A 24782-nucleotide genomic window follows, 5' to 3' on the forward strand; every position below is an offset into this window, starting at 1 on the left:
CCATGCCCTTACTCAGTAACATGCCACCGCACCGCGCGAACCCTGAGCCCACGGGTCGATGCGATCTCGGGGTAGCTCAATCCCTCGAATAGATACTCCACAAAAAGGCTTGTGCATGAGCGCGGGCAGGCTCGCCAGGAGCGCGATCATGCGTGGGGTGCGCTCCCCATCGAGCACCGTGTCTTCCGAGAGCGACGCGCCCAGCCCGGGCTCGGGTATCTGCGCCTGCACATCCTCCAGCAGCAGGGTCTGGCCACAATCACGCATCACCCGGTGCGCATCGATCGCCGAGTTGCGGAGCGCCCGCAGCAAGAAAGCGTCAGCTTGCAGCTGCTCATGGGTACGCTCATAGCAGGCCAGCTTCACGCAGGCATCCTGGATCAGATCGTCTGCATCGTCCCCATTGCAACCACGCCATCGCAAGGTACCCCTGACACGCGACAAAACGGCTCTCCAGTCGGCGAGTGCAGCCATGAAGTCTCCCTGAACCCGAGTTTTTCGATGTTGCGCCGATGATCTTAGGCCTGCAATGCACGACAGCAAAGTGCTGTTTGCAGCGGTTCACCGCCCCGACCGCCACGAAGAATGGAACCGGAACAAGCATGTTCTAAAACACAACTCGCATACAAACGCGAACGAGCAGCCCGCCGCGAAACGGAGATGCGTCAAACACGAGGGCAGCAAGATCAGCAACGTTTTCCCTATGGGAAATCACTGCGCTACATTTTGGACGATCACGTTGCGAAAGCCGGCCAGTTCACGCCACGGAACCTGCGCCTGCGTCCCCTTGATCTCGCCGGACAGGCGCTGGCTTGACTCCGTGATCCTCTGCAGATTGCGTATCACCGCGTCTTGGACCAACCGCGATGTCTCGAACCGAGTCATATCGCCGCCTGTGTATTCGCGAATGCGTCCAGTGCATTCCCGCATCAGTGCCAGCAGCACGCGGTCGCTGTCTGGCCCTGGCGTGACAACGCGACCGCATCCGCGACCACTCGGTCGCGCAGCGCAGGATGGAGGCTTGTTTCAGTCACAACGTCCTCGGGGCCGGAATACCTCCGCCAGCCGCCGGTCACCCCATTTCGGCCCCATGGCGGACCATCGGGAGTGCGCGCAAGTGGCCGCGACTGCTCAGTCGCCACGAGTGCCCAGAGCAGCCACTGGCCAGCCAGGATCGAGTGCGGCGCTTCGAGGCACGATCAGTCGACTCTGCGGAAAACTCACGTCTGCCTGCAGCGTCCCGCCGCTATGCTTGCGCGTCGAACCCAGACTCTCACCCATGCATCCCAGCGAATCCAACGGCGCCGTCTACCGAACCCTGCTTGAATCCACCCGTGCCATCCCATGGAAGATCGACTGGGCAACCTTGTCCTTCAGCTATATCGGCCCGCAGATCCAAGCCCTGCTCGGCTGGGCGCCCTCGACTTGGGTCAGCGTTGATGATTGGGCCTCGCGCATGCATCCGGACGACCGTGAGCGCGTCGTCAACTTCTGCGTCTCGCAGTCGCAGGCAGGCGTGGACCATGAGGCAGACTACCGGGCGCTGACCGCCTGCGGAGAGTACGTGTGGATCCGCGACGTCGTACACGTGGTGCGCGACGAGCACGGGGCTGTGGAATCGCTAATTGGTTTCATGTTCGACATCACCGAGCGCAAGAAAACCGAGGAAAAGTTGCTGAGCCTGCAGAAGGAACTCGAGAATCTCTCGTTCCTCGACAGCCTGACCGGCGTGGCGAATCGGCGCAAGTTCGATGCCGTGTTCGCCAAAGAGTGGGAAGAGGCTCGGCGCAACACCCAGCCGCTCTCGCTGATCATGTTCGATGTCGACTTCTTCAAGCGATACAACGACCATCACGGCCACCTGGACGGTGATGACTGCCTGCGGCGCATCGCGCAGGCACTGGCCTGCGCTGCGAACCGCCCACGTGATCTGCTTGCCCGCTTCGGTGGCGAGGAGTTCGCCATGGTGCTACCTGCCAGCGACGAAGCGGCCGCCGCCGCCGTTGCCGAGCGCTGCCGACAGGCCATTTTCAAGGCCCAGATCCCGCACGCAAACTCGCCACTTGGCCAGTTGATTACGGTCAGCATGGGCGTGGGCACCATGATCCCGGCAGCCGGCCAAGACTCAGACCACTTCATCGAGTTGGTGGACCGCAGGCTGTATCGGGCCAAGCAGGCAGGGCGGAACCAAATCGTGTCAGCGGCATGACTAGGGCTGCGAACTGGCTGGCTTGGGTCTCACCCCGATTGAAACCCCCTTCTTACTTCCGACCCAGTTCAGTCTCCCCAGCATGGTCCTGAACCGCCAGCCCTTGCAAGGCAACCATGGGCCGAGGCAGCCTCAGGGCTTAGCAGGCAGGGCCAAGCCTGCCTCGTCGCTCAGCGAACGCGGCTGGCGCTTCTTGAACCACAGATACAGACCGCTGCCCAGCACAACGATGGTGGCGATGTCGAGCAGCGCCCAGATGATCTGCATGGGCAAGCCAGCGTAGTCACCGAAGTGCAAGGGCTGCGAGACCAGCAGCGCGGTCAAATACCAGGGCAGGCGGGGCGAGGCAGTGACCGCTGTCGTCTTCGCGTCAACCAACACGGGCTGCAGCAAGCGCGAGGTCAGGGGCTCGTTGCCGCGCAGGAAGAAGGTGTTGTGGTGCGGGCTCGAGAACGCCGTCCCCGGAAAGGCGACAAAGGACAGCTTGGTGTTGGGTGCCAGCGCCTTGGCCGCGTCCAGCGAGGCCTGAACCGAGCCTCGCTCGGCCTCGGCCACGGTGGGCTGGTCCTTGTAGGGCGCCAGCAAGACACTGAGCTGATCGTACTGCCAGTACTTGATCAGCAGATCAGCCCAGGTGTTGATCATGCCCGTTGCGCCAACGACGAAGAACCACACCAGGGTCACGATGCCCAGCAGATTGTGAAGGTCCAGCCACTTGATCCGTGCCGACTTCCCGCGCCGCACCTCACCAAAGGCCAGCTTGCGCATGAAGGGCGCATACAGCACCACCCCGGTGACGATGGCCACGAGCAACAGCAGTCCCATCAGGCCCAGGAACAACTTGCCCGGCAGACCGGCAAACAGATCGACATGCAAACGGAACATCCAGTGCATGAAGCCCTCGTCGAACTTCGGCTGACCCAGCACCTCGCCGTTGCGCGCATCGACCACCACCGACTTGAAGTCATCGGTAGGCGCCGGTGTCGGTGTCATCGTGACGAACCAGATGCGGTCGTCATGCTCGTCGGGCGACGCGAACTGCACGATACGGTCCGGGTGGACGGCACGTGCCGTGGCCAGCACCTGGTCGAGGCTGACGCGCGGTGGGTTGGGCAGCTTGTCGACAGCCATCTCGGGCGCCTCGATCTCGGTGCCCAGCAGGTGGCCAATCTCATGATGAAAGATCAGTGGCAGCCCGGTCAGGCACAGCAGCAGCATGAAGACGGTGCAGATCAGGCTGCTCCATTTGTGCAGCCAGGACCAGGTCTTGAGGGCGCGGGCGCTCAGCATCGTCGAAGTCTCCTCAGATGTCGGCGTTTGTGCTCAGGTGCAAGCCCGGCACGCTCAGCGTGTTGGCGCTGCCCACATGGAGTCTGCCGGTTTGGACGACACGTCCACCGAGGATCAGTCCTTCGCCGGCGGCAGCCTCCTCGGCAATAGCCGCGATGTACCCCTGCCCATGAGCGGCCGACAGCAGGCACAACAGACCGGTGGCAGCGGCCACCGACTTCAACATATTCATCACGACGTCCTTCGGAAATTGTCTTGTTGGGTTCAGCGGGCACAGACTTCAGGACCTGCGCAAACTCCACCAGCACATGACAGCCACAGGCAGCCCCAGTGCGAACCAGGACCAAGCATCGCCCCAATGCTCGGAGACCAGAGCACTCAGCAGACCACTGACGGTCAGCAGGCCCAGAGCCAGAGGCCAAGCCCAAAGGCGCAGCGTCGGAGATGTCATTTCCAGTCCTTAAAGCGTTCGTGACGCAGTCGTCGCTGTCATTCAGCCCCCAGAATTCTAAATGAGAATACGTCTTGTTAAATTCAATTGATCTTTGGCAATCGGGATCGGCAGAGGACCTGTAGTTCAGCGCCCCGGATGAGATACGTCGGGGCCGCCCGTCCACAGCGCTCAACCCCTGGGCATCCTGACTCGCACAATGGAGCCAGTCACTCAAGAGGCGCGGGCGGACCAAGCCACGGCTCAGCAATACAGGCGCCGAGCCGCAGGGAGGGTCGAGGCAAACGGCGGTCGACATGCATCCACCCGGCCCCGGCCCGTTCGTCGCGAAGCGCAAAACGTCGCCTTCGCCCCACGATCGCATCCAGGCCGCACGCACGTTAATGCGACTCACTATCAATTGAGATAAAGTCGCATTTGCGTACTCCCCTACCCCTGCGCATATGCGAGCCGCCCACCGGTGCCCGGCCCCAGAGCACAGGCCAGGCACTGTTCGGCCTCGCGAAGAACGCTCAGAACTCCAGACTGTCCAACACGGATTACAAGAATGAAGCATCAATTCCTGCTGACCGCTTGCGCTGTCGCAGCCTCCCTCGCCATGGGCGACATCGTCCACGCTCAGAACACGCTTGCGAAGATCGAGGTGACCGGCAAGCGCGAGAGCCGTGTCTCCAAAGGCGCAACCAATCTGCAACTGGCGCTCAAGGACACGCCCCAGTCGATCAGCACGATCGGCAAGGAAGAGCTGGCCGACCTCGGCATCACCGGCACGCTCGATGCCTTGCGCTACGGTACCGGCGTCAACGTCGAGCAGTACGAGACCAACCGTGCCGAAATCAACGCACGTGGCTTCCAGGTCATGCTGACCCAGGTCGATGGCCTGGGCATGACCAATGACTGGGGCTCAGTCGTTGGCCAGCAGGACACCTACTTGTTCGAGCGTATCGAGTTGATCCGCGGCGCGAACGGTCTGCTGACCGGCCTGGGCAACGCCTCGGGCACGATCAACTATGTGCGCAAGCGTCCGACCAACAAAGACACCGCAGAAGTGGTCGTGAGCGTCGGCTCGTACGACTTCAAGCGCGTTGCGCTCGACTACAACAAGGTCTTCAGCGACGACGGCTCCTGGGCTGGTAGGCTGGTCGTCGCGCAAGAGGACAAGGGTTCCCACCTGCGCGCGCTGCATGACAAGCGCAGCACCGTCTATGGCGTTGTCGACGGTCAGATCGGGGACCGCGGCGTGCTGACCTTCGGCTTCGGCTTCGCGGATGCCAAACAGCGCTCGCCGATGTGGGGTTCGCTGACCCTGGTCCGCACCGACGGCAGCCAGGCCGAATTCGACCAATCGGCCTCGCCCGCACAAGACTGGACGAGGTGGAATACCCGCTCCTACAACGCCTTCGTTGAGTACACCCACACGCTTTCAGCTGACTGGGAGGGCAAGCTCACCTACAACCACCGCCACGGTAAGGAAAACACCAAGCTGTTCTACGCCTACTCGCTGACCGGCTCGCTGAACCCCGACAACACCGGCCTGGTGGGTTGGCCCTACCGCAGCGACAGCGTGTCGACCAGCGATATCTTCGACGCCAACGTCGCCGGCCGCTTCCGTGCCTTCGGGCGCAAGCACGAGCTCACCGCAGGCCTGAGCTTCACCAAGCTGGACGCCAAGACCGACGCCTACAGCATCACCAGCGCACCCGGCCCGGCGTTACCGGCCTTCCCCTACCCGGGCAACGTCTATCCGGAGCCGACCTGGGGCGGCACGACGCCGGGGGCGGACGGCGAGCAGAAGTTGACGCGCATTTACGCTGCCACCCGTCTTTCGCTGACCGACAGCCTCAAGGGCATCCTGGGCGTCAACGCCATCAGCCTCAAACGCAACGGGACCTCAATCTACGGCGGTGGCGTCAATCTTGACAATGAGAAGACCGACAAGGCCAGCCCCTACCTCGGTCTGACCTACGACATCACGCCAGCGGCGCTGGTCTACGCCTCGTACTCGGACATCTTTCAAGTCCAGGACCAGCGACTCAAAACCGGTGGTTTCGTTGCACCGATGAAGGGCATCAATGCCGAAGTCGGCGTCAAGGCCGAGTGGTTGGACCGCAAACTGTTGACCACCATTGCCGTCTTCCAGGCGAAGCAAAACGGAATTGCCGTCGAGGCCGGCTTCGACCCGGTGGCCCAGCAGTCCTGGTATGAGCCGAGGGACGTCAAGTCACGCGGCTTTGAAACTGAGATCACAGGCCATATCTCCAAGGACACGCAGCTGACGGCGGGCTACACCCACCTCAAGCTGACCGGCCCGACCGGCGGTGACACCAGCGAATGGATCCCGCGCAAGACGTTCAACATCCGTGCCGACACGCGCCTGTCCGCACTGCCGTCGCTGCGTGTGGGCGTAGCGGCACGATGGCAATCGGACGTCTTCAAGATTGGCGGCTCGCGTCAGGATGCATACCTGCTCGCTGACGCCTTTGCGGCCTACGAGCTGAGCGACCGAGCGACGCTGCGATTGAACGTCAGGAATCTGACCGACAAGAAGTACCTGCGCACGATTGCCTACGGCGCGATCTACGGCGCGCCGCACAACTTCGGCCTGACGCTCGACTACAAGCTCTGATGGCCAGGACCGCAGCAGACCACGCCGATGGCACCTGCAGAAATTCAGTAGCCGTTCAAGGAGTTGCGGGCACCACCCGCAGCACACGACCGTCGGGGCTGTCCGTCAGCAGGTAGATCGCACCGTCAGGCCCGGCGCGCACATCGCGGATGCGTTCGCCGAGCTCCTTGAACAGCACTTCCTGCTGTCCCGCCACGCCCTTGGCCATGGGCACTCGGCGCACGCTACGCTCGACCAGTGCCGCGACCAAGAGACTTCCGCGCCATGCCGGGAACATGGCCCCGTCGTACCAGGCCAGCCCGGCCGGTGCGATCGATGGCGTCCATTCCACCAGAGGCGGCTCAATGCCGGACAGGCGCCGGTAAGGCGTGATGCGCGCGTAGGTGTAGTCGACGCCGCCCGTGGTAATGGGCCAGCCGTAGTTGGCGCCGGGCTGAATGCGGTTGAGCTCGTCGCCGCCTCGCGCACCATGCTCATGGGCAAACGGCACGCCGTCCACCACCACCACGCCCTGCGGGTTGCGGTGTCCGATGGAGTAGATCTCCGGCCTGGCATCCGTGCGCTTCACGAAAGGGTTGTCTTCCGGAACGCTACCGTCGGGTCTGATGCGCAGCAGCTTGCCCAGATGGGTGTGCAGTCGCTGCGCATCGGTGCGCTCCAGATTGCCGTCGCCCATGCCAAACAGCACGGTTCCATCGGACAGCCATGCAATGCGGGCACCGAAATGCTGGGTGTCGGCCTTGGCCGGCTGGGAGGTGAATATCGCTTGCACGTCTTGCAGTTGGCGACCATCGAACCGGGCGCGTACCACCCGCAGATGGTTCGCCTCGGGCGTGCCGTGTGCGAAGGACAGCAGCAAGTGACGGTTGTTCACGAAATCCGGATCCAACACCACATCAAACAGGCCGGCCTGCCCTCGCGCCAGCACCGGCGGCACACCCGCAACGGGCTCGGCGCGCAACTGCAGTCGGCCATCAGGCCCGGACTCAACCACGCGCAGTCGGCCTGGGCGCTCGGTCACCAGCATGCCGCCACCGGGCAGGAATGTCAGAGACCAGGGGTGCACGAGCCCGGCGACCACGGTCTCGATCCGGTAGCCAGCCGCCTGGACCGACGGGACCGACGCCAACATCCACACAAGAAAGGCAAGCACGTATTTCATAATGAAGATTATGAGATCGATCACCATGAGCGCCTACGCGTCTGTTCAATGGGCGCGGCATCTTGCGCCACTGCTACTGGCTTGGTTGTTGGCTGCAGTCTGGGGCTCTGTGGTGCAGACGCAATGGAACCTGCAGGCGCTGGTGGTCCTGGGCGTGGACATCCCCGCCACCGAGCGAGCTCGCGCGACCTGGCAAGACCTGATCGGCTTCGCTCCCGTCTATGCCGGCATCCTGGCCGCTGGATGGTTGCCCGCCCTCCCCGTGGCAGCTCTGCTGGCACGTCGCTGCCCGACCTGGCGCAGCCCGCTGCTGGCGATTGCGGCTGGGCTAGGCATGGTGGCTGCTGTGCGCGCCGTCGACGCGGTCGCACCCATGCCCGTTTTCATCGATGCCACACGACACCTGCCCGGCCTGCTGGCCATGGCTACCGGCGCCTTGATCGCCGGTCTGCTGTATGCAAAGCTCACTGAACGCGACACCATAAGCCGCATGCCATAGGCCATCGACCGGGGCGTGAAGGTGCCAGGTGGTTGCTGAGAGCATCGAGATCGTTGCTCCCATGCTTGATCTTGCGACCTCTCGCTCATTGCTCGCTCCGAATGCGCGCGATGGACTATCCCGTCCAGACATCAGACTGCGCATCACGGCGGGGCGATGCTTCGAGCGCCAGGCCGCACAGCTGCGCCTGGTCGACAACTTTGCCTGGCTGAGCCCGGTGATCGCGCTGCGCTACCTGCCCATGGCGGCGGCCGGCACCGATCTGCAGAACTACCGCCGCTTCGTCGAGCACGCCGAGCGCCGTCGCTACCAGTTGGTGCAGGAGCTCAACCGGCTGCAGGCCGAGAAGCCACGCACAACCAGGGTCCATGAGGGAGAGCGCTCAGGCGAGCTCGGGTGCGAGTTCTGTGATGGCCTGGTAGTGAGTCAGGAACACGCGCCCGCTGAGCTCACGTATGAATTCGGTGGCTTTCAGCCGATCCATCACCGGCCCCTTGACCTCGGAGAGGTGCAGGCGCAGACCGGCGTCCCGCAGGCGCTGATCGATCGCTTCGAGACTCTCCAGAGCGCTGGCGTCGATGTCGTTGATGGCCGAACACAGCAGCACCACATGCGCCAGCCCGGGGCGCTTGGCCACTTCGCTGTTGATGCGGTCCTCGAGCGCGCGCGAGTTGGCGAAGTACAGGCTCTCGTCGACCCTCAGTCCGAGCACCTGTGGACTTACCAACACGGTATGGCGCAGCACATTGCGGAAGTGCTCGGTGCCGGCGACCAGGCCCACCTCCGCCATATGCGGGCGGCTGGTCCGGTAGAGGTAGAGCGCCAGGGACAATCCCACGCCGACTATCAGACCCATCTCGACACCGACCGCGAGTGTGGCCGCCAGTGTGGCCAGAACGGCCACAAAGTCCGACCTGGCGTAGTGCCAGGTCTTGCGCAGGATGCTGAAGTCCACCAGCGACAGCACCGCCACCACGATGGTGGCGGCCAAGGTGGCCTGCGGCAGGTAGAACAGCGCAGGCGTGAGAAATAGCGAGGCCAGCAGGATGCCCACGGCGGTGAACACGCCGGCCGCCGGGGTCTGCGCGCCAGCGTCGAAATTGACCACCGAGCGGGCAAAGCCTCCGGTCACCGGGAAGCCGCCGCTGAAGGCGGCCGAGAGGTTGCTCGCCCCCAGCGCCACCAGTTCCTGGTCGGGTTCGATGCGCTGGCGCCGTTTGGCCGCCAGGGTCTGGCCTACCGAGACCGATTCGACAAAGCCGACCACGCTGATCAGCAAGGCAGGCAGCAGCAACTGCTGCCACAGGCCGAGATCCCACAGCGGCAGGGTGAACGGGGGCAGTCCCTGGGGCACGGCGCCGACGATCTTGACCCCTCGCGCCTGCCAGTCCAGGGCCCAGGTCAGCAGCGTCGTCACGGCAATCGCCGCGACCGGACCGGTCTTGGCCAGCACATCGGCCGCGCGCGGCCTTAGCCCGAATCGCTGCAGCAGCGGCTTGAGGCCGCTGCGCACCCAGAACAGGAAGGCCACCGTCGCCGCACCGATGAGCAGGGTCAGCCCATGCACTTGACCGAGTTGCGACAGCAGCGACACACCGAGCTCGACCACGTTTTGCCCGTCGGCCCGCACTCCCAGCAAGGTCTTGAGCTGGCTTGCCGCGATCAACATGCCCGAGGCCGAGATGAAGCCGGAGATGACCGGGTGGCTAAGAAAGTTGGCGAGAAAGCCCAGGCGCAGCAGCCCCATGGCCAAGAGCAGCACCCCGCTGAGGAAGGCCAGCGTGATGGCAACCGCCCAGTACTGCGCAGTGCCCGGCACGGCATGCTGACCGATGGCCGCCGCCGTCATCAGCGAGACCACCGCCACCGGACCCACGGCTAGCACACGGCTGCTGCCAAGCACCGAATAGAGCAGGAGCGGTGCCACGCTGGCGTACAGGCCCACCTCGGCCGGCAAGCCCGCGAGCATGGCGTAAGCCAGGCTCTGAGGGATCAGCATGATGGTCACGATCAGCGCGGCCACGCCGTCGCCCAACAGCGTCTCACGCTTGTACGCACGCCCCCACTGCAAGATCGGCAAGGACGGCAAGAGCCGGCTCCAGTTGCGGGTGGTTTGCATCGGGTGCCGGGGTCGTCAGGCGCCGACGCGCTGGCGCCAGCCGCTGCGCTCGGCGATCTCGAAGATCACCATGCCGACGACCATGGCGGCCACGAAGACTGCGGCCTTCAGCTCGCCGGAAGCCATCGAGACGATGCCGGGTCCGGGGCAAAAGCCCGCCAGTCCCCAGCCGGCACCAAAGGTCAGGCCGCCGATCACCAAGCGCTTGTCGATCTGACTCGACTTGGGCAGGTGCATAGCGCCGCCCAGAAAGCTGGTGGTGCGTTGACGGGCCAGCGCGAAGGCGAAAAATCCCACGGCGATAGCGCCCCCCATGACAAAGGCGAGCGAAGGATCCCAGTGGCCGAAGACGTCCAGGAAACCGAGCACCTTGGATGGATCGGTCATGCCCGACAACAGCAGGCCCAGGCCGAACAGCAGGCCCACAAGAAATTCGATGAGGCGATGCATAACTGTGATCCTCAAAGCACGTGGCGAACCACAAAGACCATCGCGAAGCCCGCGCCCATGAAGGCCAGCGTGGCCACCAGCGAACGCGGCGACAGGCGCGAGAGCCCGCAGACCCCGTGGCCGCTGGTGCAGCCCGAGCCATAGCGCGTGCCCAGGCCGACCAGCAGCCCGGCGGCCACGATGGTGGCAAAGCCCGCGTCAATGCGCGGTGCCCGCGCAAATCCTGCGGGCGCCAGCAGGCCCCACAGCAGCGGTGCAGCCAGAATGCCCAGCAGGAAGCTCACGCGCCAGCCGGCGTCGCCCGACTTCGGGGGCAGCAGGCCGCCCAGGATGCCGCTGATGCCCAGCACTCGGCCGTTGACCAAGATGAACAATGCCGACGCGACACCCAGCAAGATGCCGCCGGACAGCGAAGCCCAGGGTGTGAAATTGGCCCAATCGATCGTCATGACTTAGTCCCTTGCGCAGAACTGTTCGTAGAGCACCTGCATCACGGCCAGTGCCTGGGGGCTGCTCAGCGCGTAATGGATATTCTTCCCATCACGGCGCGTGCTCACCAACTCCTCGTCGCGCAGCACGGTGAGTTGCTGCGACAAGGTCGGTTGCACGATGCCCAGCAACTCTTCGAGCTCGCCAACGCGGCGCTCGCCCTGCGAGAGCTGGCACAGGATCAATAGCCGGTCCGGATTGGCCAGCACCTTCATCAGGCGGCAGGCGCGGCCCGCAGCCGACTGCATTTCTTCCAGGTCCATCAAGGCCTTTTCTTTCATCGCTGCTTCCTTCTTGCTCATGGAGACCGCGCGGCGCGTCCTCGGCGATGAGAAGAATATATTGACAAACAATCTATTTGTCAATATATTGTATTTAACTTATATGAAGGAGTGCTTCATGACATCCCCTCCGACCGACACCCGCCAGGCTCAGGTGCATGGCATGTTCGATCCCGCGACGTGGACGGTGACCTATGTCGTCCACACCGGTGCGGGCAGCGAGTGCGCGATCATCGATTCGGTGCTGGACTACGACCCGAAGTCGGGCCGCACGCAGCATGCTTCGGCCGACAAGGTGATCGACTATGTGCGCGCCAATGACCTGAAGGTTCAATGGATCCTGGAGACCCATGCCCACGCCGACCACCTCTCGGCCGCGCCGTATCTGCGGGCCCAACTGGGCGGCAAGATCGGCATCGGCGCGAACATCACCCAGGTACAAAAGGTCTTCAAGGCAGTCTTCAATCTGGAGCCCGGCTTCCAGCAGAACGGCTCGCAGTTCGACCACCTATTTCAGGAAGGCGAGCGCATCCCGCTGGGCGCGCTGGCGGGCGAGGTGTTGTTCGTGCCCGGCCACACGCCGGCCTGCGCGGCCTACCGCTTCGCTGACGCGGTGTTCGTGGGCGACACGCTGTTCATGCCTGACGTTGGCACCGCGCGATGCGACTTCCCTGGCGGCGATGCGCACGCGCTCTACGCCTCCACCCGCAAGCTGCTGAGCCTGCCGGGCGAAACGCGCCTGTTCATGTGCCACGACTACCCGCCCGCCGACCGACCGGTGGCCTTCGAGACCACGGTGGCCGAACAGCGCGCGAAGAACATCCATGTACACGACGGCATCAGCGAGGACGAGTTCGTGGCCATGCGCACGCAGCGCGACGCCACCCTGGACATGCCCACGCTGATCCTGCCCTCGGTCCAGGTCAATATCCGCGCCGGCGAGTTGCCGCCCAAGGAAGACAACGGCGTGGCCTATCTGAAGATCCCGCTCAATGCCCTCTGACCGAGTGCGCGGAGCACAGAACATCAACCACTCATCACTCCTGGAGATCAGCATGACCAAGAACGTCGGCGGCATTGACCGCACACTGCGCATCGTCATCGGACTGGCCCTCATCGCAGCCGCAGCCACCAGCACCATCGGGCTGTGGGGCTATGTCGGCGTGGTGCCGCTGATCACGGGGCTGCTGGGCTGGTGCCCGCCCTACGCAATTTTCGGTTTCAACACCTGTGCGCTGAAGAAGTGAAATGACGGTGCGCACGGACCCTGGAGTTCGCTGAGTCCATGCTGTCGATTTCCCTCGGCCCCGTCGCCCTGCCCCTGGCGCCCGCTCTCCTGCTTTGCGCCGTCTGGGCCGCGTCCCTGCTGGCCAGACGGCTGGCGCGCAAGGCGGCCGGCGAATCCCTCGGCGAGGTGGCAGGCAACACCGTGATCCACGCCGCGCTGCTCGGCTTGCTGGCGGCGCGATTGGCCTACCTGGCCCTGAATGCGGACGCCTACCTGGCGTCACCGTGGGCCGCATTCGACCTGCGTGATGGCGGCTGGTTCGCGCCGGCTGGATTGATCGCCGGGCTGGGCTGGCTGGCGTGGCGCAGTCAGCGCCGGCCCCCGCTGCGCCGGCCATGGCTGGTCAGCAGCGGTGCCGGCATCGCCCTCTGGCTGCTCGCCTCGGTGGCGACCGCGCCGTCCGGATCGGCACCCATGCCCTCGGTGCAGCTGGCCGAGCTTGAGAGCGCCCAATCCCTCAGCCTGTCCGAGGCCGCGCGCGGGCGGCCGGTCGTCGTCAATCTCTGGGCTAGTTGGTGCGGCCCATGCCGAGTTGAAATGCCGGTACTGGCTGCTGCACAACAGCGCGAGTCAGCCGTGGGTTTTCTTTTCATCAACCAGGGCGAATCACCGGCTGCCGTAAAGGCCTTTTTGCGTCAGCAGGGCCTGTCCCTGCGCGAGGTGCTGCTGGACAGCAGGTCCACGCTGGGTCCGGCCGTTGGCTCCCGCGGCCTGCCGACCACCCTCTTCTACGATGCACAGGGCCGGCAGGTCGATGCGCATTTCGGCATCATCAATGCTGCTGCACTGGAGAGCCGGCTGCGCCAGATCCGTCCATCGCCTTGACTGCCTTCGCCCCACCGTTCGGCGATCCGACACCCTCCTGACCCGAGCCGCCTCATCGAGCCCGACATGATCCCGATCCAGACCCATTCCGCCTGGCGCGGCACCTCCGACTGTCGATCCTGCGCCGTTCGCGAGCTCGCGCTGTTCTCCAGGCTCACCGAGGACGACTTTGCACTGATCCACGCGCCCATTGACGACCTGGCATACCGGGCCCATCAAGTTCTATTCAACGAGGGCGATGAGGCAAGAGGCGTTTTCACGCTGCGTTCGGGCATGCTCAAGCTTTCACGCATCACGAGCGACGGGCGCCGGCGCATCCTGCGCTTGCTGCGCCCGGGTGATGTGGTCGGCCTGGAAGCGCTGGCCACGGGGCGCTACGACAGCGAGGCGGCCACGCTGACCGACGTCACGCTGTGCCGCATCCCCACCGCGGTGGTGCACGAGCTGAGCCAGAACTCGCCCCGCATGCATGCGGGGCTGCTCAGCAAATGGCATCAAGCGCTGCGCGAGGCCGACGACTGGCTGGCCTCGATCAACTTCGGCACCGCGCGCCAGCGGCTGTGTCACTTTGTCCTGAAGATGCGCCACACCAGCGACCCAGGAATCGTCACACTGTTCTCGCGCGAGGACATGGGGGCCATGATGGACCTGAAGCAGGAGACGGTGAGCCGCGAGATCTCTGCGCTGGTGAGAATCGGAGCCCTGCAGCCAGTGGACAAGCTCGGCCGTCTCTACCGCATCGCCGACGACTCCCTGCTGCAAGCCCAGCTCGATCTCTGAGCCTGGCCTTTGACGCAGCTATCAGCGCCATAGCACAAGCCAATCGGCGCCATGATCCATGTCATGCCAGCGAGTCCGGGGCGCAAGGACACTGAAGCCATTCAGTCACACCGAGACGCAGAGTAGCCCAGCGCACAGACTTCGAGTCCGGTGAGGGTCAGCATCTTCCCGGGATGATTGACCGTCCTGGGTTCAGGGCCTCTCCCGAACACGCTGGCAAGCGCTGGCGGTGCAGACTTTCCACCAAGGAACAATCGTGAGCGAAACCGTCTCCAGCTTTCCCCTCCTCAACGAAGCGGCACCTGCTTTCAGGGCCAACACGACCCATGGCGAACGCAGCCTGGCCGACTACACGGGAAAGTGGCTGATCCTCTTCTCGCATCCGGCCGATTTCACCCCGGTCTGCACCACCGAGTTCATTGCATTCGCCAGGGCCACCGACACCTTCAAGCGCATGAACTGCGAGTTGCTGGGACTGTCCATCGACAGCATCTACTCGCACCTGGCCTGGATGCAGAGCATCAAGAGCAGCTTCGGCGTTGAGATTCCCTTCCCGATCATCGACGACATCAAGATGGATGTGGCGCGGGCCTACGGCATGATCCACCCGGGTGCGGCCGACACGCAGGCCGTGCGCGCCACCTTCTTCATTGACCCCGAGGGCAAGCTGCGTGCGATGGTGTACTACCCCATGAGCAACGGCCGCTCCATTGACGAATTCGTGCGCCTGCTGACCGCGATGCAGACCAGCGATGCCCACAAGATTGCGACGCCCGAAGGCTGGACACCGGGTTGCGACGTCATCGTCCCGCCGCCCAAGACGCCTGCAGCGATCGAGGCACGCAAGGGCGAGGGCTACGCCATGAAGGACTGGTACTTCTCCACCCGCCCGCTCTGAACCACAAGCCTCGGCAAGAGCAAGGACGCCACGATGTTTGATCTGCCCGACGCACTGCTGCTGGCGCGCATTCAGTTCGCGTTCACGGTGAGTTTTCACTTCCTGTTTCCCGCCATCACCATCGGGCTGGCCAGCTACCTAGCCGTGCTTGAAGGCCTGTGGATGAAGACCCGGCGCGCCGACTATATGGACCTGTTCCGCTACTGGATCAAGATCTTCGCGCTGGTCTTCGCGATGGGCGTGGTCTCGGGCATCGTGATGTCCTATCAGTTCGGCACCAACTGGGCGGTGTTCTCCGACAGGGCCGGCCCCATCATCGGACCGCTAATGGCCTACGAGGTGCTGACCGCCTTCTTCCTCGAAGCGGGCTTCCTCGGCGTGATGCTGTTCGGCATGAACCGCGTGGGCAGGCGCCTGCACTTCACCGCCACGCTGATGGTGGCCCTGGGCACCTTCGTCTCGGCCTTCTGGATACTCTCAGTCAACAGCTGGATGCAGACGCCGGCGGGCTACACGATGAACGCGGACGGCCAGTTCATCTCCGCCGGCAGCTGGCTGGCCATCATCTTCAACCCCAGCTTTCCTTACCGACTGGCGCACACGCTGTCGGCGGCCTATCTGACCACGGCCTTTCTGGTCGGAGCCGTCGGTGCCTGGCATCTGCTGAAAGACCGCAGCAACCCGCGTGCGCGCCTGATGTTCTCGATGGCGATGTGGATGGCGACCATCGTCGCGCCGCTACAGATCGTGCTGGGCGACCTTCATGGCCTGAACACGCTGGAGCATCAGCCGGTGAAGGTCATGGCGATGGAGGGCCACTACCAGAGTCACCCGGATGGCGCACCGCTGATCCTGTTCGGCATCCCGAACAGCGCCGTGGGCCGGGTTGACTACGCAGTGGAAATCCCGAAGCTGTCCTCGCTGATCCTCAAGCACGACCTCAATGCCTCAATGAAGGGGCTGGACACCGTGCCTGCGGCCGATCACCCGCCGGTGGGGATCGTGTTCTGGGCCTTTCGCATCATGGTCGGCCTGGGCTTTCTGATGGCCGGGCTGGGCATGCTGAGCCTGTGGGCACGCGCCCGGGGCAGGCTGTACGAATGGAAGTGGCTGCACCGCTTCGCGCTGGCGATGGGTCCGTCGGGTCTGGTGGCGGTGCTGGCCGGCTGGATCGTCACGGAGGTCGGTCGCCAGCCCTGGACCATCCAGGGTCTGATGCGCACGGCCGAGTCGGCCTCGCCGCTGGCGGCACCGGCTGTGGCGACATCCCTGCTGGCCTTTGTGGTCGTGTACTTCGCCGTCTTCGGCGCCGGCGTGCTCTACATCCTGCAGCTGATGGCCAGGCCGCCGGTGATACACGAGTCGGCCCCTCCCAACATCCCCGCGCGCGCCGCCGGCACCACGCCTGCCGTGGCGCTACGGCCCGATGCCCTGGCCCAGGAATGAGGCGATCTCCATGAGTATTGACCTGACCCTCATCTGGGCCTTCATCATCGTGCTGGCCGTCTTCATCTATGTGGTGCTGGACGGTTTCGACCTGGGCATCGGTATCCTCTTCAATAGCTTTGAAGTCGGCCCCGATCGCGATACCGCGATGAACAGCATTGCGCCGGTATGGGACGGCAACGAGACCTGGCTGGTGATGGGTGGTGGCGGTCTGCTGGCCGCCTTTCCGCTGGCCTACGGCCTGATCCTCTCCGCCCTATACGCACCCATCATCGCCATGCTGCTGGCCCTGGTCTTCCGGGGCGTGGCCTTCGAGTTCCGTTGGCGCGACCCCGCCCATCGCGGCTTCTGGGACCTGGCGTTCACCGGCGGCTCCTTGCTCGCCGCGTTCTCGCAGGGCGTCATCCTGGGCGCGCTGCTGCAGGGTGTGGCGATCAGCGGCCGCACCTATGCGGGCGGCTGGTGGGACTGGCTGACGCCCTTTTCCATACTCACCGGCGTGAGCGTGGTCGCGGCCTATGCGCTGCTGGGCTCTACCTGGCTGGTGCTAAAGGCCGAAGGCGCGCTGCAGCGCCGGGCGCGCGCCATGGCCGGCTGGCTGGGCGTTGCGGCGCTGGCCGCCATCGTGGCCGTCAGCATCGCCACCCTGTTTCTGAGCGCCGACTACTTCGGCAACTGGCTGAACTGGCCGAACATCCTGTGGGTGGCGCCGGTGCCCATCCTGGTGGCGCTGGCCAGCGTGGCCTTCGTGCACAGCCTCAAGGCCGGCCAAGAGCTTTCGCCCTTCTTGCTCACGCTGGGCATCTTTTTGCTGTGCTTCGTGGGGCTGGGCATCAGCGTGTTCCCCGATGTCGTGCCCGGCGCCGTGACCATCTGGGAAGCGGCCACCGACCGCAGCGGCCAGGTCTTCATGCTCTGGGGCACGGCCATCGTGCTGCCGATGATTCTGGGCTACACCGCCTGGTCCTACTGGGTGTTTCGCGGCAAGGTCCGTGCAGACGGCTACCACGCATGAGAACGTTCCGCTGGCCCACCATCACCATAGCAGGCCCTGAGCAGCCGCTGCCGCCGTTGTGGCGCCGCCTGCTCTGGATGGCGGGTATCTGGCTGGCCAGCATCGCCGCTCTGACGGCCGTGGCCCTGCTGCTGCGCTGGGTGCTGAAGACCTAAGACATGCAAGCACTACCCACCAGGAGTCCACCATGACCGCAAGACTGAATCTCCCGCGCACGCTCCCGCATGCCCCCACGCCCGGGGATCCCGAGCGCCGCGTCTGGCTGCTGGCCACCGCCACCTGCGCAGGCATTGCCGCCGTGGGCACCGCCGTGCCCTTCGTCTCGACCTTGGCACCCAGCGAGCGGGCCCGGGCAGCCGGCGGGCCGGTGGAAGTGGACGTCTCCGACCTCTCGCCTGGTGACATGAAGACTGTGGAATGGCGGGGCCAGCCCGTGTGGGTGTTGCGGCGCACCCCTGAGATGTTGGCCGATTTGCGAGGCCACGATGCTGAGCTGGTCGATCCGCAGTCGGCCGCAAAACAGCAGCCCGCTTACGCAGCCAACCCCGAACGCGCGATCGAGCCCGAGCTCTTCGTCGCCATCGGCATCTGCACCCACTTGGGCTGCTCGCCCAGCACCGCGCCGAAGGACGGTAAAAACCCGAGTCTGCCTGCGGACTGGTCGGGTGGCTTCTTCTGCCCCTGCCACGGCTCCACCTTCGACGGCGCCGGTCGGGTCTACAAGAACAAGCCGGCGCCGACCAATCTGGTGATTCCGCCGCACCGCTACACCGCTGGCACGCGCATCCTCATCGGCGAAGACCAGACCTGAGAGCAGCGCCGCTTAAAGAAGGCGCCCATGCGCAGGATGCCCGATGTGAAGTGCTCTGCGAAGGCAGCTTCGATATTGGAGCGATAGATGTCGCTGATCTTGTCGACGCAAGGTGAGATCTTGTGGCACGCAGAAGGATGACGTGAAACCATCCAAGATCGAGTTAGAGGCGATCAGCGTAACTGACCGAGCCCCTCCCACCCCACCGAACATGCGGGTCCACACCCGGTGGTTCGATCGCCTGAGGTCAAGAGAGTAGCGGCACCCTGTCGTGGTCGCAAGCGGTCAAAGGTGAAGGACGGCACCTTTGAAAATCGGGCTCGAGGCCTCAGCAAGCGATCAGATCCGTGATCTACTGAGACCCTCAGTCGAGATGGAGGTCAAACCCGGCACGCCTCATCCCGATCTGCCAGCCAGCGCTCGTGCGGACAAAGGTGTCCTGAAAACTCCCCACGAACTGACGGGCCGAGGCTGCTCGGCCATGTGGCCCGACTTCGCTGCGGGAATCCGCCGTCCACAGCAGAACGCGACTGTTCGCGCGAGCCACATTGGGTCCGATCTCCTCGAACAGCGTGCCGCAGATGAGATGCGCGGTAAGTCGCTCGCTCGGTCGTTCTCGGTAGGCGCGTTCAATCGCTTCGCGACCGTTGATCACGGGTCCGGCAGGTCGAGTCAGTTCGGCGTCGACGCTGAACAGCGCCGCCAACCCTGCCCAGTCGGCGGCATCGATCAGGGCCGCCGAGCGCAACACCAACTCACGACAGGCCTGCTCGGCTCTGAGCACACCAAGCGAGCGATTTGCCACCCCTTCAGCGCACATGACCACAGTGCATCAGCCACTGAACCAATGCCCCCGAGACGGCCTGCGGCTGTTCCATCGGACTCATATGGCCGCAATGCTCGATGATCCTCAGAGCCGCTCCGGGCACCAGGGCCTGCATCGCGCGATGCCTATCAGGCGGACTCCAGCGATCCTGCTGGCCGCACAGCAGCAGCAGCGGGCAGTGCAACGTGCGCAGCACGGGCTCCGCATCCGGCCGCTGCAGCAGCGCATTGATCTGTGCGGCAAATCGGTCCGGGTCGCTGCGCGCAATCATCGCCACCATGCGCTCGAACAGCGGCGTTCCCCACACATCGGGATGCACCATCGGCGCCACCCATTGCCGGGCCATCACCTCCATCCCCTCACGCTGTGCCAGCGCCAGCAACTCGTGGCGACCCCGGCGCTCCTCATCGCCGGCCTGATTCGATGCCAGCGGCGCCACGCCGCTGTCGAGCAGGGCAAGACCGAGCACCCGCTCAGGAGCCTGGCGCAGTACCTCCAGCGCGACCCGCCCACCCATCGAATGCCCCGCCAGCGCGAAGCGTTGTGCAGCCACCGTACGCAGCACATGACTGGCCATGTGCTCGATCCGGTCCAGCATGCCGAAGCGCCCGATGACGATGTCGCAGCTTTCGTAGAGTGCCGCCTGCTGCTCGGCCCAGACCTCGTCATCGCAGAGCAGACCGGGCAGCAGCACCAGCGTCGAAGCGGCCGAGCTCATGGCTGCGGAGCCGGGCAGCAATCGGTCGCCACCGGAGGCTTCAGGCGCTGGTAACGCCCGTTCAGTGGATCCTTGTCCAAGCCCAGCAGACGTACCGCGTTGTGCTTGAGGATCAGAGGCCGCACCTCGGGCCGGATGTCCAGGGCCTCGAAATCCTTCAGCCAGCGCTCAGGCGTGATCACCGGGTAATCCGATCCGAACAATATCTTGTGCTTGAGCAACGTGTTCGCATACTTCACCAACTGGGGCGGGAAGTAGCGTGGCGACCAGCCGGACAAGTCAATATAGACATTGGGCTTGTGCGTGGCCACAGCCAGCGCGTTGTCCTGCCAGGGAAAGGACGGGTGGGCAATGACAATAGGCAGCGAAGGAAAGTCCACCGCAACGTCGTCGAGAAACATCGGGTCGGAGTACTTCAACCGGATGCCGCCGCCCCCTGGAAGGCCGGCGCCCACGCCGGTCTGTCCGCTGTGAAAGATAGCCGGCACACCGGCCTCGGCGATCGCCTCATAGACCGCATAGGCAGCCCGGTCATTCGGGTAGAAGCCCTGAGCCGAAGGGTGAAACTTGAAGCCCTGCACCCCGTAGCTGTTGACCAGACGGCGCACCTCGCGGGCACCCATCTTGCCGCGCATCGGATCCACGCTGGCAAATGGGATCAGCGCATCGGGATGTCGCGCTGCGTCCTCGGCCACCTCCTCATTGCTGATGCGAGCCTGACCGGTCTCGCGCTCGGTATCGACCGGAAAGATCACCGCCAGCATCTTGTGTTCGCGGTAGTAGGCGGCCGTTGCATCGATCGTGGGGCGCGGCAGCGGCTGCTTGAAATACGCATCCATGGCCGCGTCCATCGCGATGGCCACCTCATCAGGCGGGTTGCGGGTAGACAGCGTCGCATGCGTGTGCATGTCGATAGCCACCAAGGAGTCCAGAAAGTTGCTCATTGCACCACCACCAGGGCATCGAGGGCCACCACGCCCCGGCCGGCACCGTAGGCCACCAGGGGATTGATATCGATCTCGGCGATCTCGGGACGCGCCAGCATCAATGCGCCGAGCGTTGCCACCGCCTGCGCCACCGCATCCAGATCCACCGCTGGCGCTCCACGGAAACCCTGCAGCAGCTTCGCCCCCCTCAATGACCGAAGCCGGGCAACGATGCCGGCCAGCGGCAGATCCGGCCCCAGCAACTGCACATCGCCCAGGGCCTCGACCCAGATGCCTCCCAGGCCGACCATCAGTACCGGCCCCCACTGCAAATCGCGCACCGCGCCGACAACCAACTCCAGCCCGCGCTCGCCCATCGCCTCGACCAGCACGCCGTCCAGCACCAAGCTGGCGTCATGGTTGCAAATGTTGTCGTGTAGGCGCTGCCAGGCCTGCCGCAGACTTGCCTCGTCGGCAATACCCAGCAGCACACCGCCGGCCTCGGTCTTGTGTGCGAGATGGGCCGACTGTGCCTTCATCGCCACTGGATAGCCGATGCGCTCAGCCACCGCCGCCGCCTCGTCCGCAGAGGTGGCCAGCGCGCCAGCCGGCGTAGGCAGGCCGGCCCCTTGCAGCAAGAGCTTGCCCTGCCACTCGGGCAAGGTGCCCGAGGCCAGATTCGGCAACTCGCCGGGAAGCTGCACTCGCGTGCCAGCACCAGCCGCCTCCCACTCGGCACGCATGCGCCCGTAGCGAGTGAAACTGGCCAGCGCACGCAAGGCGCGCTCGGGCGAGCGCATCAGCACCGTGCCGCTGCGCACCGCGCGCTCGATCATTGCTGGCGGCAAGGGAATGTCCTCGTTCTGCATCACGAAGATGGCCGGCTTACTGCGGCCCTGCATGCCGTCGAGATAGGCGTCCAGCCAGACCGGCGCAATCTCGGACGACGGCATGGGCAGCGAAACCAACAGACTACCGATAGAGGGGTCGTCCTGTTCGGCGGCTACACCGCGGCCGATCAGGTCAGGCCTCGGTCCGATCAGGGTGCCCAGATCCAGCGGGTTGCGCGGAGGGGTGTAGATGGGCAGATGTTCGCGCAGCACCTCGGCCTGCGCCAGCGACATCGCCGGCATCTCCAGACCCAGCGGCTCAAGATAGTCCAGCGCAATACCGCACAGCGCGCCCGAGGCGGTGATGAGGCCCAGACCACCGACCGGCGGCTGCTCAAAGCGCAGCATCAGCTGGCCCAAATCGATGGCCTCCTCGAGGCTGTCAACCACCAGCACACCCGCCCGCTCGACCGCCAGCCGCATTGCCGCATGGTTGCCGGCCAACGCACCGGTGTGGGAGCGCGTAGCTGCCTGCGCCAGCTCGCTTCGCCCGGGGTGCAGCAGCACCACTCGCTTGCCGGCAGCGCGCAGCCTCGCCAGCGCCGCCAGCACATGCGGCGCCGAGCGGATCTGCTCGGCATAGACCACCACTGTCGTAGTGCTCGAATCCTGCTCCAGAAAGTTCAGGATCTCGGCCAAGCCCAACTGCGCCTCATTGCCGGTCGTCAGCACATAGGACACCGGCACACCCCGCGCACGCAGGGAGGCGGCCACATGAATGCCGATACCACCGCTTTGCGCCACCACGGCCACTGCAGGCCCATCCTCGGGACGCAGACGCGGAGGCAGTTCGAGCTCGACCATCGAGACATGGAAGCGGTCCACGTTGTTGAAGAAGCCAATCGTGTTCGGGCCCAGCAGCAGCATGCCGCCTGCGCGTGCCGTATCAGCAATCAGCTGCTGCTTGTCGCGCCCGGCATCCCCCATCTCCGCGAAGCCAGAGGCGAAGCAGACGGCGGCACGCACGCCACGCTCCACGCAGGCCTGCACGGTGTCCAACACCGCATCGGAGGGCAGCAGCAAGATCGCGAGGTCAACGCCGAGCGGCAGCTCCGCGATGCTCGTGAGCACGGCGCGCTCGCCGATCTCGCCGCCGCTGCGACCGACCAGATGGACCGGGCCTTGGAAACCGGCATCCAGCAGATTTCGCAACACCACCAGGCCCGCTGAACCAGGCTTGGTGGACATGCCGACAACAGCGACCGACCGTGGCGAGACCAGGGGCTTCAGGTCCAGCGAACCCTGAGCGTTCGTCATCACTTGGCCTCCTGCGTTGCGCCGGAGGTCGGCACCACCTTGCCAACCCGTTTCTCCAGAAAGGCGCGCATGCGGGCTTTAGCCTCGCCATCGGACTGCGTGACCGTAGCCATCAGCCCTTCGGTCATCAGGCCATGGGCCATGGTTTGCTCGGCAATCAGCGGCAACGCATGCATGATCGCGAAGTTCGACAACGGAGCGTTGCTGGCAATGCGCTGCGCGAGCTCCATTCCTTTTCGCCGGCCCTCTCCTGCACCGACTACATAGTGAGTCAGCCCGACCTGTAGGCCCTCCTCGGCCGTGTAGACCCGACCCGTCAACATCATCTCGCCAACCCGCGAAGCGCCGATGAGCTTGGATACCCGCACCGAGCCGCCGCCTCCGAGGAAGATGCCGCGCTGCCCCTCCGGCAAGCCGAAGTAAGCACTCTGTTCGGCCACCCGCACATGGGCCACCGAGGCAAGCTCCAATCCACCACCGATGACTGCTCCGTGCATGACGCAGACCACTGGGCGCTGGCCGAACTGGATACGCTCGAAGGCCTCGTACCAGATTCGTGAGTGCATCAGGCCCTCGGCCGGCGAGGTTTCGGCGAGCTCGCTCAGGTCCAGGCCGGCACAAAAGTGTTCACCCTGTCCGTCCAGCACCACGGCACGCACAGTGTCCGGCAGCGACTCGAAGGCCTCGCGCAGTTCGGAGACAACTTGAAGGCTGAGGGCGTTGCGCTTATGGGGACGACTCAGCGTCAGACAAGCGACCGCATCATGGATGCTGACGCCGACAAGAGGAGTTTTTTTACTGAGCATGACGGTCTGCGATGAATGCCGGCGCCAGTGCCGGCGGTCTAGGGATTTAAATAGCTGAACTTTTCATTAGCCTGGCTAATTGTTTTTCAATACTATCGCAAGCCATAGCCCATCCGCTCCGTGCAAACCCTAGATCCAGCAGAGTCCGTCGCCTTTGCCAGCGTCACTGATCGAAGCGGGCACCGGGGCTATGTTGATACACGCCCAGGCGCTGTCAACCTCGCTGTTGAGTGTCGGGCCGCCTGCCGACGACCACGAGCGAGCCAAATCAACGCTGCACAAACTCATGTCTGGCGACTCCCTTGCATTCCTTGTCCTGATTCTCGCGGCGGCTACGGCGGCGGCGGCGGCGTTGAGCCTATCGCGCGACCAAGACTCGGGCGGACTAGCTGGCCATGTCGCGAGCCAGCCGCACCATCCCGCGCATTCAGAAAGAGACAAAATTGTGGCTGGAAGCTTGTTGCATTTGTGTTGACTCAGGACCTGCCGTTCTGGCCTGTGTCTACGCGCTCGATGGCACGCCGGTGCATCGGATCGCCACGGCCGGAGCGGTGCCCCGGGTGCGAGAGAACCTCCCCACAGCCCACTGGACCTGTGCAATAGGCATCTTCGCGGCTCCTGCACGGCGCGCGTACTGCGAGATGGCGTGCGCTTGGTCAGCCACAACCATGTACTGGCCCCCCTAGGCGGGCGATGGCGAACAAAGTCATCGCCCGGCTG

The 24782-nt window shown here is 64.5% G+C and carries 27 protein-coding genes and 1 pseudogene; 14 read left to right on the plus strand and 14 right to left on the minus strand.

The annotated features are described in order from the left end of the window. Positions 1–12: 12 nt before the first annotated feature. Positions 13–474, minus strand: a complete 462-nt coding sequence (locus tag OOZ63_RS15920) for an RNA polymerase sigma factor (protein WP_266006529.1) — start codon at positions 472–474, stop codon at positions 13–15. Between the two features lie 111 nt (positions 475–585). Between OOZ63_RS15920 and OOZ63_RS15925 the strand changes: the two genes are divergently transcribed. Continuing rightward, positions 586–816: a hypothetical protein gene (locus OOZ63_RS15925; RefSeq protein ID WP_266006530.1), complete on the plus strand. Its 231-nt coding sequence runs from the start codon at positions 586–588 to the stop codon at positions 814–816. Here the strand turns inward: OOZ63_RS15925 and OOZ63_RS29220 are convergent. Then, positions 712–930, minus strand: a complete 219-nt coding sequence (locus tag OOZ63_RS29220; RefSeq protein WP_416234740.1) for a DUF86 domain-containing protein — start codon at positions 928–930, stop codon at positions 712–714. The genes OOZ63_RS15925 and OOZ63_RS29220 overlap by 105 nt on opposite strands. A 349-nt stretch (positions 931–1279) precedes the next feature. Between OOZ63_RS29220 and OOZ63_RS15930 the strand changes: the two genes are divergently transcribed. After that, positions 1280–2209: a GGDEF domain-containing protein gene (locus OOZ63_RS15930; RefSeq protein ID WP_266006576.1), complete on the plus strand. Its 930-nt coding sequence runs from the start codon at positions 1280–1282 to the stop codon at positions 2207–2209. A gap of 132 nt (positions 2210–2341) precedes the next feature. Here OOZ63_RS15930 and OOZ63_RS15935 read toward each other — a convergent pair whose 3' ends face one another. Both OOZ63_RS15935 and OOZ63_RS15940 read right to left on the minus strand, forming a co-directional pair. Further along, positions 2342–3499: a PepSY-associated TM helix domain-containing protein gene (locus OOZ63_RS15935; protein ID WP_416234739.1), complete on the minus strand. Its 1158-nt coding sequence runs from the start codon at positions 3497–3499 to the stop codon at positions 2342–2344. 13 nt (positions 3500–3512) lie between these two features. Further along, on the minus strand, positions 3513–3731 hold the full coding sequence (locus OOZ63_RS15940) for a hypothetical protein (protein ID WP_266006531.1): 219 nt from the start codon (positions 3729–3731) through the stop codon (positions 3513–3515). 766 nt (positions 3732–4497) lie between these two features. Here OOZ63_RS15940 and OOZ63_RS15945 point away from each other — a divergent pair. Continuing rightward, positions 4498–6576, plus strand: coding sequence for a TonB-dependent siderophore receptor (locus OOZ63_RS15945; protein WP_266006532.1), 2079 nt, complete (start codon positions 4498–4500; stop codon positions 6574–6576). Positions 6577–6631: 55 nt separating this feature from the next. On the opposite strand, the gene OOZ63_RS15950 is transcribed toward OOZ63_RS15945, so the two are convergent. Continuing rightward, positions 6632–7738: a PQQ-dependent sugar dehydrogenase gene (locus OOZ63_RS15950; RefSeq protein WP_266006533.1), complete on the minus strand. Its 1107-nt coding sequence runs from the start codon at positions 7736–7738 to the stop codon at positions 6632–6634. A gap of 25 nt (positions 7739–7763) precedes the next feature. Here OOZ63_RS15950 and OOZ63_RS15955 point away from each other — a divergent pair, with 25 nt between their 5' ends. Both OOZ63_RS15955 and OOZ63_RS15960 read left to right on the plus strand, forming a co-directional pair. Further along, positions 7764–8237, plus strand: a complete 474-nt coding sequence (locus OOZ63_RS15955; RefSeq protein WP_266006534.1) for a hypothetical protein — start codon at positions 7764–7766, stop codon at positions 8235–8237. Positions 8238–8298: 61 nt separating this feature from the next. After that, positions 8299–8547, plus strand: a pseudogene (locus OOZ63_RS15960) (DUF3526 domain-containing protein); the annotation flags it as partial. A gap of 72 nt (positions 8548–8619) precedes the next feature. Here the strand turns inward: OOZ63_RS15960 and OOZ63_RS15965 are convergent. The 4 genes from OOZ63_RS15965 to OOZ63_RS15980 are packed head-to-tail and all read right to left on the minus strand — an operon-like array spanning position 8620 to position 11576. After that, entirely contained in the window at positions 8620–10356 is a 1737-nt protein-coding gene (locus OOZ63_RS15965) for a SulP family inorganic anion transporter (RefSeq protein WP_266006535.1), read from the minus strand. A 15-nt stretch (positions 10357–10371) separates the two neighbouring features. After that, positions 10372–10806, minus strand: a complete 435-nt coding sequence (locus OOZ63_RS15970) for a YeeE/YedE family protein (RefSeq protein ID WP_266006536.1) — start codon at positions 10804–10806, stop codon at positions 10372–10374. A gap of 11 nt (positions 10807–10817) precedes the next feature. Continuing rightward, complete coding sequence (locus OOZ63_RS15975) at positions 10818–11255, minus strand: YeeE/YedE family protein (protein ID WP_266006537.1); 438 nt, start codon at positions 11253–11255, stop codon at positions 10818–10820. A gap of 3 nt (positions 11256–11258) precedes the next feature. Then, positions 11259–11576 carry an ArsR/SmtB family transcription factor gene (locus OOZ63_RS15980; RefSeq protein WP_266006538.1) on the minus strand — a complete coding sequence of 106 codons (318 nt, stop codon included), beginning with the start codon at positions 11574–11576 and terminating at the stop codon, positions 11259–11261. 118 nt (positions 11577–11694) lie between these two features. On the opposite strand from OOZ63_RS15980, the gene OOZ63_RS15985 reads away from it, so the two are divergent. The 9 genes from OOZ63_RS15985 (at position 11695) to petA (ending at position 18639) form a co-directional block, all read left to right on the plus strand. Continuing rightward, the gene (locus tag OOZ63_RS15985) at positions 11695–12579 is read left to right on the plus strand and encodes an MBL fold metallo-hydrolase (protein WP_266006539.1); all 885 of its coding nucleotides are present in this window, start codon (positions 11695–11697) and stop codon (positions 12577–12579) included. Between the two features lie 52 nt (positions 12580–12631). Further along, positions 12632–12823: a DUF2892 domain-containing protein gene (locus tag OOZ63_RS15990; RefSeq protein ID WP_266006540.1), complete on the plus strand. Its 192-nt coding sequence runs from the start codon at positions 12632–12634 to the stop codon at positions 12821–12823. Between the two features lie 38 nt (positions 12824–12861). Continuing rightward, positions 12862–13689, plus strand: a complete 828-nt coding sequence (locus OOZ63_RS15995; protein WP_266006541.1) for a TlpA family protein disulfide reductase — start codon at positions 12862–12864, stop codon at positions 13687–13689. A 66-nt stretch (positions 13690–13755) separates the two neighbouring features. After that, on the plus strand, positions 13756–14469 hold the full coding sequence (locus tag OOZ63_RS16000; RefSeq protein ID WP_266006542.1) for a Crp/Fnr family transcriptional regulator: 714 nt from the start codon (positions 13756–13758) through the stop codon (positions 14467–14469). Positions 14470–14725: 256 nt separating this feature from the next. Then, positions 14726–15367 carry a peroxiredoxin gene (locus OOZ63_RS16005; protein WP_266006543.1) on the plus strand — a complete coding sequence of 214 codons (642 nt, stop codon included), beginning with the start codon at positions 14726–14728 and terminating at the stop codon, positions 15365–15367. Between the two features lie 33 nt (positions 15368–15400). Continuing rightward, complete coding sequence (locus OOZ63_RS16010; protein ID WP_266006544.1) at positions 15401–16813, plus strand: cytochrome ubiquinol oxidase subunit I; 1413 nt, start codon at positions 15401–15403, stop codon at positions 16811–16813. Between the two features lie 10 nt (positions 16814–16823). Continuing rightward, positions 16824–17828 (plus strand): cytochrome d ubiquinol oxidase subunit II, encoded by a 1005-nt coding sequence (gene cydB / locus OOZ63_RS16015; protein ID WP_266006545.1) that lies wholly within the window; start codon positions 16824–16826, stop codon positions 17826–17828. Further along, on the plus strand, positions 17825–17983 hold the full coding sequence (locus OOZ63_RS16020) for a DUF2474 family protein (protein ID WP_266006547.1): 159 nt from the start codon (positions 17825–17827) through the stop codon (positions 17981–17983). Before cydB ends, OOZ63_RS16020 begins: the two co-directional genes overlap by 4 nt. 32 nt (positions 17984–18015) lie before the next feature. Next, positions 18016–18639, plus strand: coding sequence for a ubiquinol-cytochrome c reductase iron-sulfur subunit (petA, locus tag OOZ63_RS16025; protein ID WP_266006548.1), 624 nt, complete (start codon positions 18016–18018; stop codon positions 18637–18639). Positions 18640–19003: 364 nt separating this feature from the next. Here petA and OOZ63_RS16030 read toward each other — a convergent pair whose 3' ends face one another. From OOZ63_RS16030 to OOZ63_RS16050, 5 genes are read right to left on the minus strand one after another with little or no spacing between them, the layout of a single operon-like run. Next, entirely contained in the window at positions 19004–19459 is a 456-nt protein-coding gene (locus OOZ63_RS16030) for a nuclear transport factor 2 family protein (RefSeq protein ID WP_266006549.1), read from the minus strand. Continuing rightward, positions 19449–20183: an alpha/beta fold hydrolase gene (locus OOZ63_RS16035; RefSeq protein WP_266006550.1), complete on the minus strand. Its 735-nt coding sequence runs from the start codon at positions 20181–20183 to the stop codon at positions 19449–19451. Before OOZ63_RS16035 ends, OOZ63_RS16030 begins: the two co-directional genes overlap by 11 nt. After that, entirely contained in the window at positions 20180–21127 is a 948-nt protein-coding gene (locus OOZ63_RS16040) for an amidohydrolase family protein (RefSeq protein ID WP_266006551.1), read from the minus strand. The genes OOZ63_RS16035 and OOZ63_RS16040 overlap by 4 nt, the downstream gene beginning before the upstream one ends. Further along, complete coding sequence (locus tag OOZ63_RS16045; RefSeq protein ID WP_266006552.1) at positions 21124–23256, minus strand: acetate--CoA ligase family protein; 2133 nt, start codon at positions 23254–23256, stop codon at positions 21124–21126. The genes OOZ63_RS16040 and OOZ63_RS16045 overlap by 4 nt, the downstream gene beginning before the upstream one ends. Next, positions 23256–24062 carry a crotonase/enoyl-CoA hydratase family protein gene (locus OOZ63_RS16050; RefSeq protein ID WP_266006553.1) on the minus strand — a complete coding sequence of 269 codons (807 nt, stop codon included), beginning with the start codon at positions 24060–24062 and terminating at the stop codon, positions 23256–23258. Before OOZ63_RS16050 ends, OOZ63_RS16045 begins: the two co-directional genes overlap by 1 nt. Between the last annotated feature and the right edge of the window lie 720 nt (positions 24063–24782).

Source organism: Paucibacter sp. PLA-PC-4 (genome assembly GCF_026241155.1).
Classification (GTDB): Bacteria; Pseudomonadota; Gammaproteobacteria; order Burkholderiales; family Burkholderiaceae_C; genus Roseateles_E.